Here is an 11,208-nt window from a genome sequence, read left to right on the forward strand (position 1 = left end):
TGCTGGAGATCCGCCTGGCCGAGGCCGGGCGCGACGTGGTCGGCTACTCGCTGCACACCCCGCACTACCTGGCCGAGGCCGAATACCCACCGGTGGCCGTGGCCGCCCTGGAATTTGTGGGGGCGGCCCTGAAACTGGCCCTGCCCACCGACAGCCTGCGTGAAGCCGGCCGGCTGATCGAAGGACAGCTGGCCGAACAGATCGACGCGAACACCGAAGTGCGCCAGATGGTGGCCGGGTTTGAGAAGCGCTTTGACGCCCACGCCCAGGAGCACCAGCCGCGGTCGCTGCTGCTTGATGAGGACCATGAGCTTCCCGACGCCGAGCAGATCGGTGCCCGCGCCGAATCGTTCCTGGCCGGGATCGAGGACCTGGATGCCTGGTTGGCCGAAACCGGCCCCCTGCCCGAAGACCGTCACGAGGACGCCACGCACACCGACGCCGATGAGGCGCCGATTCGGACGATGACCCGCACGGCCCCGAAGATTCGGCCGATGGTTCCGGTGACCCGACCCTTGAGCCATGACCAGCTGAATTCAAAAAAATCTTGGATCGTCTACACGGTGGCGCTGCTGGCCTACCTCTCGGCGGTCGCCCAGCGCACCAGCTTCGGCGTGGCCGGGCTGGAGGCCACGGAACGCTTTAACGCCTCCGCCTCGATCCTGGCGACCTTCTCGGTCGTCCAGCTGCTGGTGTACGCGGCCGGCCAGGTGCCGGTCGGGCTGATCCTGGACAAGGTCGGCCCGCGCCGGATGATTGTCGGCGGGGCGATCCTGATGACCCTGGGCCAGGCATTCTTGGCCTTTGCGAACAACGTCCCCCAGGGCTTGGTTGGGCGTGTGCTGGTCGGTGCCGGGGATGCCATGGTCTTCGTCTCGGTGCTGCGGCTGCTGCCCATGTGGTTCTCCGGGTCCCGCATCCCGATGCTCACCCAGATCACCGGCACGGTAGGGCAGCTGGGCCAGCTGATCAGCCTCTTCCCGTTCCACGCGATGCTCATCCACGTCGGGTGGACCCCGGCATTTGCGATGCTTGCCGTCATCGCCTTCGTGTCCCTGCTGCTGGTCATCACCTTTGTGCACAATGGGCACGAATGGCGTGGCACCGGGGAAGAGGACCCGCTGAGCACCCGGGCGCGGCTGGCGGCGGCGTGGCGGCAACCGGGCACCCGGCTGGGTTCTGGACCCACTTCAGCACCGCGTTCATGGTCAACGTATTCATGCTTACCTGGGGTTTCCCCTTCCTCGTCGAAGGCCAGGGGGTCTCCGGAGCACTGGCCTCCAGCCTGTTGTCGATCTTCGTTGTCGTCGCGATTGTCCTTGCCCCGATCCTGGGGCCCTCACCGCCCGCTATCCGACCCGCCGGTCGCTGATCGCCCTGACCATCGTGCTGGGGATGACGGTGATGTGGGCCGTGGTGCTGCTGTGGCCCGGACGGGCGCCGCTGTGGGTGCTGATCGTCCTGATGATCAGCATCGCCGCTGGCGGTCCGGCGTCGGTGATCGGCTTCGACTTTGCCCGCACCTTCAACCCGCCGCACGTGATGGGAACAGCCACGGGCCTGGTCAACGTCGGAGGATTCTCCGGGGCCTTCATCTGCATGTACCTGGTCGGCATGCTGCTGGACTTCCAGTTCCAGCTGGCCGGCGGTGAACGGGAACTGTACAACCTGGGCGCGTTCAAGCTGGCCTTGTGCGTCCAGTTCGTGTTCGTGGCCGTGGGCATCAGCGGGATGCTCCTGGCACGCAAGAAGGCGCGCCGCCAGCAAAATCCCGGCCATTAGCTTCCCTGGTGGCTGCGGCCCGAGTTGTCCACACTCGGGGTCCCCGATTCCGTGGGCACCTCGGTCTTGGCCCACTGTCGGGTCATGACTACTACACCGGAACAAGGGCCGCTCTCCCTGGAGCGCGCCGAAGACATCCTTGCCTACGTGCCCCACGCGCTGGGGTTTCATCCCTCCGATTCGGCCGTGCTGTTGCTGATGGTCGACAAGAAGCTGGAAGCGACCCTGCGCGTTGATCTGCCAAAACACGACAGCGCGGGGGAGCGCCGGCCGTGGGTGGAGCAGGTTTGCAAGTTGGTGGGAAAGCTGCCGCAGCTGACCGGAGCACTGTGCGTCCTGTACTCCAACGACCCGCCACCTGCCGGGCGGGAACTGCCCTATCACCAATTGCTTGCCGAGCTCAGCGAGAGCTTCGATGCGCGCCGTACGCCACTGCATCAGGCGTGGTTTGTCAACCGGGGCATGGTGTGGAATTACAACGGGGCGGTGCCAGAACAGCGCGAGAACCGGCCTGCCCGGAACTCAGCGACACTTACCTCAGAATGGTCCTGGCCGGTTCCGCCCCACTGCACGAGCCTGGGACGGGGAGGGCGTCCCGGAATGGGAGAACGCCGGAACGATCCGCAGCCTCGCCGATTCGCTCGACGGCGACATGTACGACTGCCTGGATACCTGGCTGCACTGCTGGAAACAGACGCCTACCAGTCCGAGGCAACCATGCGCTCCGAACCATTGGTCGCGGCACGGCTGCTCTCTGGCTTGGAAATCCGGCTCGTGCGCGACATCCTGCCCTACCTCGCTGGTGTGGGTGCGGTCGCGGCGCGCACGGCGGTGCGTGAACTGGCGCTGCGCGAGACCGAGGAACGCGCCCAGGAACTGGCCGATTTCCTGCTAGGCGGTGGGGCGAACACTCCGGAGTGGAAACGGCTGGAGAACCTGTGGTTCATCTGCCGAGACCTATTGGGGGTGGCGCGAGCCGGACAGCGTTCGGCGCTGCTGTGCATCCTGGCGTGGATTGAATGGGCCAAAGGCAGGGGAAGCATGTCCATGGCGCTCTTGCGGACCGCCTTGGATAGTGACCCTGAATACCGTCTTGCGCAGTTGCTGCAGCAACTGCTTTACCGCGGAATCATGCCGGAGTGGGCCACTGATCCCCAACGTGCCTGGCGTTCAAGTTTCCATTAGGAGCGCGAAATCCGGCCGCGCCAAGTGGTGCCTGCGTGGTTATTCGTGGATAATGGGACAACAGACCCGGTTAGGTCCGATTGTTCTTTTGCGTTCCGTCTTTTCACAGCGGGAACAAAAGAAGGCGTAGATGCGTTGAAATACGTGACTGTCGCCATGGCGGAAACTCCTTGTTTCCGCTAACGGACTTGACAGGGTCATAGTGGTGTTACCGGTAGGTGCATCTGGGACGCATCGTGAGAAAGGTTATTCGTGTCATCAACTGAGACGAACGCTAAGCGCAAGGCTGCCAACGCAACTGCGGCTGAGGAAGCCAACGCCAAGGCTGTGGCAGAGAAACCTGTCGCGAAGAAGCGCGCAACCAAGGCCAAGGCAAGCAGCAAGGCCGCCGGTAAGGCCTCAGAAGAAGTCGTTGACAACGAAGAGCAGACCGAGCTCAGACCGACAACGCCGAAACTGAAGAAAAGACTGAAGACGATTCCGTTGGCTTCGTCATCAGCTCGTCCGAAGACGACGCCCCTCAGCAGCAGGTGATGGTGGCAGGTGCCACCGCCGACCCGGTCAAGGACTACCTGAAGCAGATCGGCAAGGTCGCACTGCTGAACGCCGAGCAGGAAGTGGATCTTGCGCTGCGCATCGAGGCAGGGCTGTTCGCTCAGGACAAGCTGAACAAGGACGACGGGTCAATGGACCAGCGGCTGCGCTGGGACTATGAACAGATCATCCACGACGGAAAGATCGCCAAGAACCACCTGCTGGAGGCCAACCTGCGCCTCGTGGTTTCGCTGGCCAAGCGCTACACGGGCCGCGGCATGTTGTTCCTGGACCTGATCCAGGAAGGCAACCTGGGTCTGATTCGTGCGGTTGAGAAGTTCGACTACACCAAGGGCTTCAAGTTCTCGACCTACGCCACCTGGTGGATCCGTCAGGCGATCACCCGTGCCATGGCCGACCAGGCACGAACCATTCGTATTCCTGTGCACATGGTCGAGGTCATCAACAAGCTCGCCCGCGTCCAGCGTCAGATGCTGCAGGACCTGGGCCGCGAACCCACTCCGGAAGAGCTGGCCAAGGAACTGGACATGACCCCGGAAAAGGTTGTCGAAGTCCAGAAGTACGGCCGCGAACCGATCTCCCTGCACACCCCGCTGGGTGAAGACGGCGACTCGGAGTTCGGTGACCTGATCGAGGACTCGGAAGCCGTGGTTCCGGCCGACGCGGTTTCCTTCACCTTGCTGCAGGAGCAGCTGCACTCGGTGCTGGACACCCTCTCGGAACGTGAAGCCGGCGTCGTGGCGATGCGCTTTGGCCTGACCGACGGTCAGCCGAAGACTTTAGACGAAATTGGCAAGGTCTACGGGGTGACCCGTGAACGCATCCGTCAGATCGAATCCAAGACGATGTCCAAGCTGCGTCACCCCTCGCGCTCTCAGGTGCTGCGCGACTACCTGGACTAAAACGATCGTTCCGCGGCGGACGAAGCTCTGTGTGGCTTCGTCCGCCGCGGTCGTTAAACCCAACATTTCGCCGCAATTCGCACACCCGCACACCGATGAGTGGCCGGGCCCTGCTTGGCGGTTGCTGAGCGGCACCGGCGCTGCGGAGCAATATTTGACCCATAACAAAAACGCTGGGACCCGCCCTTCGGCGGATCCCAGCGTTTGGCAGACAACGGACGGCGCGAGCTAGTCCTGGATGTCCACCTTCGGCTTCTCGTAAAGCCGCGAAGTTTCGTCCTGCCACTCCGAGGTGAGCGGGCGAAGCTTATCCTCTACGGCTCGTGCGTGGTGTGCACAGAACAGCAGTTCGCCACCTGTGGAGGCTAGCACGGCCCTTACGTAGGCCTGTGCGCCGCAACGGTCGCACCGGTCGAGGGCATTGAGTTCGCGACTTGCAGTTGTAGTAGTCATTGCCAGCCTCCTTAAATCTTGGTGTATTCAATACAACCAGTTATGGCCCGAACTTTATGCCCCTCGGGCCGCTCTTTCGCTCACCGCGTACTGCTTGTGGATAAGCTCATAGTGGCCAAGTTCCCGTTTTCACGGGTGTCCGGCTCACAGAATTCGAACACATTGACGACTAGAATGGGGGCAGGATCCCCGTCAGGCAGCAGTAGGAGTTAGTAACCACGTGGCCAAAGCCGATAATTACAACGCCCGCCATCTTTCCGTGCTCGAGGGACTCGAAGCCGTACGCAAGCGTCCCGGCATGTACATCGGATCCACCGACTCGCGCGGACTCATGCACTGCTTGTGGGAAATCATCGACAACTCGGTCGATGAGGCCTTGGGCGGTTATGGCCAGTCCATCTCCGTCGTTCTGCACAACGACGGTTCGGTGGAAGTGCGCGATGACGGGCGAGGCATCCCGGTGGACATCGAACCCAAGACCGGCCTGAGCGGCATCGAGGTCGTCTTCACCAAGCTGCACGCCGGCGGCAAGTTCGGCGGCGGCTCCTACACCGCTTCCGGCGGCCTGCACGGTGTGGGCGCCTCGGTCGTCAACGCCCTTTCGGCACGCCTGGACGTGGAAGTTGACCGCGGAGGCAAGACCTACGGCATGCAGTTCCGCCGCGGGGAACCGGGCCGCTTCACCGATCGCGGCAAACCCCGGGCGGATGCTCCCTTCGAGGCCTTCAAGAAGGCCACCGAACCCGACGTGGTGGGCAAGGCCAAGCGCGGCGTCACCGGAACCCGGATCCGCTACTGGCGGATGACAACATTTTCACCTCCGATGCCCGCTTCTCCTACGAGGACCTGCAAAACCGCGCACGGCAGACCTCGTTCCTCGTGCCCGGCCTGCGCATGACCCTGCGCGACGAGCGCGGCCTGCCCGGCACCCTGGGTGAGGACGGGCCCTACGAGGAGGTCTTCCAACACGACGGCGGCATCAGCGAATTCGTGGACTTCCTCTCCAGCGATTCGGCAGTCACCGACATCTGGCGGATCCAGGCAGCGGCTCATTCCATGAGAAAGTGCCGGTCTTCGACGCCGAGGGGCGCAGCCACATTGAAGATCTGCAGCGCGTCTGCGAAGTCGATCTCGCCGTCCGCTGGGGGATCGGCTATGACACCACGGTGCGCACCTTTGTGAACATCATCGCCACGCCCAAGGGCGGCACCCACCAGACCGGGTTTGAACAGGCGCTGCTGAAGTCCTTCCGCAAGGCCGTGGAGGCCAACGCCCGCAAACTGAAGTTCGGCAACAAGGACAAGATCGAGAAGGACGACGTCCTGGCCGGCATGACAGCCGTGTTGACCGTCCGCCTGGCCGAACCGCAGTTCGAGGGCCAGACCAAGGAGATCCTGGGTACCTCGCAGGTGCGCCAGATCGTCTCCCGCGTCGTGGAGAAGGCGCTCAACGAGCGCCTGGCCTCGACGAAGCGTGCAGAAAAGCAGGAAGCGGCCACACTGCTGGAGAAGGTCGTCAATGAGATGAAGTCCCGCGTGAGCGCACGCGTGCACAAGGAAACCCAGCGCCGCAAGACCGCTCTGGAGTCCTCATCCCTGCCGACCAAGCTGCTGGATTGCCGGACGAAGGAAACCGAGCGTTCCGAACTATTCATCGTTGAGGGTGACAGTGCGCTGGGTACCGCCCGCCTGGCCCGGTCCAGCGACTTCCAGGCCCTGCTGCCCATCCGCGGCAAGATCCTGAACGTGCAGAAGGCCTCCATTTCGGACATGCTCTCGAATGCGGAGTGCGCCTCGATGATCCAGGTCATCGGCGCCGGATCGGGCCGCACCTTTGACATCAACCAGGCCCGATACGGCAAGGTCATCCTGATGACCGATGCCGATGTGGACGGCGCCCACATCCGGACCCTGCTGCTGACCCTCTTCTACCGGTACATGCGACCGATGGTGGAGGAGGGCCGGGTCTACGCCGCGGTGCCGCCACTGCACCGGATTGAGATCATCAATCCCGGTTCGAAGAGCAACGAAGTGGTTTACACGTATACCGAAGCCGAGCTGACCCGCCTGCTGGCAAAGATCGAGGCCGAAGGCCGGCGCTACAAGGAGCCGATCCAGCGTTACAAGGGCCTGGGTGAGATGGACGCGGACCAGCTGGCCGAAACCACCATGGATCCCCGGCACCGCACGCTGCGCCGGGTCGGCGTGGAGCATGCCCAGGCGGCCGAGGAAATCTTCGACCTGCTCATGGGCTCGGATGTGGCACCGCGCAAGGAATTCATCATCTCCGGTGCTGACAACCTGGAACGCGAACGCATCGACGTTTAGGGGCGCCAGCAGCGAAAACGCCGACCGGTTTGCCTCGGGTATTACCCGGGGGGACCGGTCGGCGTTTCCTTTTGCCCGGTGTTCCGGGACTTCAGCCGTGGCCGGTTGTGGATTGCGTCTAGCCCAGCAGCTTGGGCGCAATCAGCAACACGGTGGGGCAGACCAAAAGCATCAGTGAGCAAAAGACGATCGCCGTGGTCTGGAAAACACTCAGCGGGTTCGGATCATTGAGCAGGCGCTGCAGGCGTCCGGAGGACAATTCTCCGTTCGGCACGGTTTCCAGGTCGCCGCCCGAGCCGCCCTGCTGGGCGGGATCGTGGACCGGGTTGGGGGCCACGGAGGACGCGACGGTCACGATGGCCCGCAACAGGACTGGGCGCTGCACCTTCTGCAGGGCCGTGTCATCGGCCAGCATCTCGGTCAGCTGGCGCACCGCGTCCAACGCCAGGCGCGATGTCGGCAGCCAGGGAAGGGCTTCGTGCCAGGCGGTGAAGGCCAGGATCAGCAGGTCGTGGCGTTGTTCAAGATGCGACCGCTCGTGGGCCAGCACCGCCTGCAGTTCGGTCTCGGAGAGCTGGTCCAGAAGTCCACGGGACAGGACGGTGACCGAGCGGGTCATGCCCGGAACGCAATAGGCAACCGGGACGTCATGGTCCAAAACCAGGGTATTGGGCCGGTCCTCGGCGGGGTTGGTCAACAGCATCAGCAGCTGGCGATGCTTGGCCCTCTGCCGGGAGATCCGCCAGGCGGCGCGCAGCAGGGTCAGGACCAGATGGGTGGCAAAGAGCAGTGCGGCGCTGAGCGCAAAGAGGTGGACCACCCCGGGGGACGGGGCATCGGGGTCCCCGAGCAGCAAGCGCCATCCTGGTGCAGGGCACTGAGCAGGTCATCGCCCAGTGGAGTCAGACCCCACACGAGCATGGAGCCGATCATTGACAGCCCACCGGCCAGGGCGATGGCCTGCCACAACAGGACAGCGGCCACCGGGGAGCGGGCTGGCCATTTCGCTTTGGCCAACGCCAACGGCGTGCCACGCTAATGCGATGGCCAACGCCGCAAGAAAGTATGAGGTGAGAAGCACTCAGCCTCTATATCGTGAAGGATTTAGACGGTTTTCGGTGCGTCCAAGATAGCACGAAGTGCCGCCGCTTCGTCGGGGGAAATGCCGCCGATGAAGCGCGCCAGAACAGCTTCGCGGTCCTGGGCGGTTCCCAATGCCTCGTTGAGCAGGTTCACGGTGTGATCCTCGCGGGTCGACGAGGCCGTGTAGCGGTGCGGACGCGTGGAGCGTTCCCGGGCGACGAGGCCCTTCTTTTCCAACCGCGCGAGTACCGTCAGCACAGTGGTGACTGCGAGTTCCTTCGCAGCATCGCCGGGTGCGGCGAGTTCATCGCGCAGATCATTGGCGGTCAGTGGTTCTGCGGAGTCCCACAGAAGTTCCATGACTGAGCGTTCCAGATCGCCAAGGCTGGCCACAGGGCAGTACCTCACTTGCCTACTAGTGCTAAAACGTCCGGCGCCATTAAGCGCCAACGAACGTATCGTGCAGTCCATTCTATAGGGGATTGACCAAATTTTCTACACTTCGTAAAAATCGGGTCTGAGTAGATTATTGTTGCCAAATCACATTCGGGCATAGTCTCTTGGGCGCACCTTGAGAACTCGGCAAATTTGGCGCTTGCCTGTTGCTGGCATCACGCGGTTTGGTCGGTGGCTTGTTTTGCAGGCCACAGGCCGGTTACCCGCGAGTTCTACGTCTTGTCGAAATTGGCCTATCGTGGTGGTGAACGACTTTTCTACGTTCAGTAGAAACGTGTTTACACTCGAAGGGAAACCGATGGACCGTTGGAAATTGCGCGGTGGCAATTTGGCATCACCACCGTCTACCACTTCCTGATGGTGCCGCTGACGATCGGGCTGGGGCTGGTCGTAGCGGTGCTGCAAACGGTATGGCTGCGCACCGGCAATGAACAGTGGCTGCGAATGACGAAGTTCTGGGGCAAGCTGTTCCTGATCAACTTCATCATGGGCGTGGCCACCGGTATCGTGCAGGAATTCCAGTTTGGCATGGCCTGGAGCGAGTACAGCCGATTCGTCGGCGACGTCTTCGGGGCCCCGCTGGCCATGGAGGCGCTGCTGGCGTTCTTCGTCGAATCCACCTTCCTGGGACTGTGGATCTTTGGCTGGAAGAAACTGCCGGCAAAGCTGCACCTGGCCACGATCTGGGCCGCTTCGCTGGCCAGCATCCTCTCGGCCTACTTCATCCTCGTCGCAAACTCGTGGATGCAGCACCCGGTGGGCACCGAAATCGTTGACGGGCGCGCGGTCATGACCGACGCCTGGGCCGTGTTCACCAACAACACGGCGCTGATCACCTTCCCGCACACCGTCTTCGGCGCCTTCGCCGTGGCCGGCGGATTCCTGCTGGGCATCTCCTGGTTCCACCTGTACCGTCGCCGCGCGGAGGGCATCGACACGGTGGACGCCAACGGGCGCGTCATCGTTGGGGAAGACCTGAGCAAGGGCCGCAACCGCGACAAGACCGACCACAAGGTATGGCTCTCCTCGCTGCGCATCGGTGCAGTGGTGGCGCTGGTCTCCTTCCTGGGGGTGGCCTTCTCGGGGCACACCCAGGCCCAGCTGATGTTCGAGCAGCAGCCGATGAAGATGGCCGCCGCCGAGGCCGCCTGCCACGACGGCACCGGGTTCTCGGTGCTGACGCTGGGCGATGTCCGCACCCAGGGCAGCACCAGCTGCGATGACGTCACCGCGGTCTTCGAACTGCCCGGTCTGCTTTCCTACCTGGCCAACGGCGACTTTGAAACCCCGGTCAAGGGCGTGAACACGCTGATCCCCGAATACCAGGAAAAGTACGGCACCCACTACCCGGATGAGGAATACCTCGGTCAGTACGCCGGCCAGGAAATCAACTACGTCCCGGTCATGGAGGTCACCTACTGGGGCTTCCGGCTGATGATCACGTTGGGCGGGTTGAGCGCCGTCGCCGCCGCGGTGGCCCTGTGGCTCACCCGCAAGGGGACCGTGCCGCACAACAAGTGGGTCTCCCGGCTGGCCCTGCTGGGCATCGCCGCCCCGTTCGGGGCGAACTCCTTCGGCTGGATCTTCACCGAAATGGGACGTCAGCCCTTCGTTGTGGCGCCGAACCCGCAGATGGGCGGCATTGACCAGGTGTTCATGTACACCGCCGCCGCGGTCTCGCCGACCGTCAGTGCCGGGGAGATGCTCTTCTCCACGATCAGCCTGACGCTGATCTACGCAGTGCTGCTGGTGGTCGAACTCGTGCTGCTCACCCGGTTCATCCGCGGTGGGGTGGCCTCCTCCATGCCCGAACTGAACAACGACGAGCGCAAGGACGAGGACAAGCACGATGATGATGTGCTGTCCTTCGCCTACTAGCGGGAACGGAAACTGACAATGGAATGGCTTCCAACACTATGGTTCGTGGTCATCGCCGTCCTGTGGCTTGGCTACCTCTTCCTTGAGGCTTCGACCTCGGGGTGGGCATGCTCATGGGGGTGATGGCCCGCAATGAACGCCAGCGCCGGGTCATGCTCAACACCATCGGCCCGGTCTGGGACGGCAACGAGGTCTGCTGCTGACCGCCGGCGGGGCCACCTTCGCCGCCTTCCCCTACTGGTATGCCTCGATCTTCTCCGGGCTCTACCTGCCGCTGGTGATCGTGCTGGCCGCACTGATCTTCCGTGCCGTATCCATTGAATACCGCGGCAAGGCGCACACCGCCACCGCGTTGAAGATGTGGAACCTGGCAATGAGCCTGGGCTCCTTCGTGGCCGCCTTCGGTGTGGGCGCCATGCTGGCGCTGACCACCCTGGGGCTGCCACTGAATGAAAACGGGGACCGGGTCGGCGGAGCGTTCGCCTGGTTTGGCTGGGAAGCGGTGCTTGGTGGCCTGGCGGTCGTGGGCTACTGCCTGATCCAGGCGCTGGCCTTCCTGCGCCTGAAGACCGATGGGCCGATCCGCG

Annotated in this window: 7 protein-coding genes and 3 pseudogenes; 7 read left to right on the plus strand and 3 right to left on the minus strand. The window is 63.1% G+C overall.

Annotation, left to right across the window (positions count from 1 at the left end; genetic code table 11):
* The 4 genes and pseudogenes from JCM19049_RS03855 to JCM19049_RS03865 form a co-directional block, all read left to right on the plus strand.
* Positions 1 to 1,652: MFS transporter (locus JCM19049_RS03855; protein WP_279402414.1), on the plus strand; the 1,652-nt coding region annotated here is incomplete at its 5' end.
* Positions 1,615 to 1,782 carry a hypothetical protein gene (locus JCM19049_RS18485; protein WP_279402415.1) on the plus strand — a complete coding sequence of 56 codons (168 nt, stop codon included), beginning with the start codon at positions 1,615 to 1,617 and terminating at the stop codon, positions 1,780 to 1,782. The genes JCM19049_RS03855 and JCM19049_RS18485, both read left to right, overlap by 38 nt.
* Before the next feature lie 84 nt (positions 1,783 to 1,866).
* Positions 1,867 to 2,967, plus strand: a complete 1,101-nt coding sequence (locus tag JCM19049_RS03860; protein WP_279402418.1) for a DUF4192 family protein — start codon at positions 1,867 to 1,869, stop codon at positions 2,965 to 2,967.
* 252 nt (positions 2,968 to 3,219) lie between these two features.
* Positions 3,220 to 4,424 (plus strand): annotated as a pseudogene (locus JCM19049_RS03865) (RNA polymerase sigma factor).
* A 228-nt stretch (positions 4,425 to 4,652) separates the two neighbouring features.
* On the opposite strand, the gene JCM19049_RS03870 reads toward JCM19049_RS03865, so the two are convergent.
* Entirely contained in the window at positions 4,653 to 4,877 is a 225-nt protein-coding gene (locus tag JCM19049_RS03870; RefSeq protein WP_054820859.1) for a hypothetical protein, read from the minus strand.
* 298 nt (positions 4,878 to 5,175) lie between these two features.
* Here JCM19049_RS03870 and JCM19049_RS03875 point away from each other — a divergent pair.
* Positions 5,176 to 7,204, plus strand: a pseudogene (locus JCM19049_RS03875) (type IIA DNA topoisomerase subunit B).
* Between the two features lie 118 nt (positions 7,205 to 7,322).
* On the opposite strand, the gene JCM19049_RS03880 reads toward JCM19049_RS03875, so the two are convergent.
* Positions 7,323 to 8,060, minus strand: a complete 738-nt coding sequence (locus JCM19049_RS03880; RefSeq protein ID WP_306420672.1) for a M56 family metallopeptidase — start codon at positions 8,058 to 8,060, stop codon at positions 7,323 to 7,325.
* A 248-nt stretch (positions 8,061 to 8,308) separates the two neighbouring features.
* Positions 8,309 to 8,680, minus strand: a complete 372-nt coding sequence (locus tag JCM19049_RS03885) for a BlaI/MecI/CopY family transcriptional regulator (protein WP_054820860.1) — start codon at positions 8,678 to 8,680, stop codon at positions 8,309 to 8,311.
* Between the two features lie 369 nt (positions 8,681 to 9,049).
* Here JCM19049_RS03885 and JCM19049_RS03890 point away from each other — a divergent pair, with 369 nt between their 5' ends.
* Positions 9,050 to 10,621: a cytochrome ubiquinol oxidase subunit I gene (locus JCM19049_RS03890; RefSeq protein ID WP_279402417.1), complete on the plus strand. Its 1,572-nt coding sequence runs from the start codon at positions 9,050 to 9,052 to the stop codon at positions 10,619 to 10,621.
* Positions 10,622 to 10,639: 18 nt separating this feature from the next.
* Positions 10,640 to 11,208: pseudogene (gene cydB, locus JCM19049_RS03895) on the plus strand (cytochrome d ubiquinol oxidase subunit II); the annotation flags it as partial.

The organism is Arthrobacter sp. JCM 19049 (assembly GCF_001310435.1).

What these genes read in the sequence shown, in the direction of transcription:
- JCM19049_RS18485 (WP_279402415.1), top strand. Translation starts at nt 1,615, where the DNA reads ATGCTGCTGGACTTCCAGTTCCAGCTGGCCGGCGGTGAACGGGAACTG.
- JCM19049_RS03860 (WP_279402418.1), top strand. Translation starts at nt 1,867, where the DNA reads ATGACTACTACACCGGAACAAGGGCCGCTCTCCCTGGAGCGCGCCGAA.
- JCM19049_RS03870 (WP_054820859.1), bottom strand. Translation starts at nt 4,877, where the DNA reads ATGACTACTACAACTGCAAGTCGCGAACTCAATGCCCTCGACCGGTGC.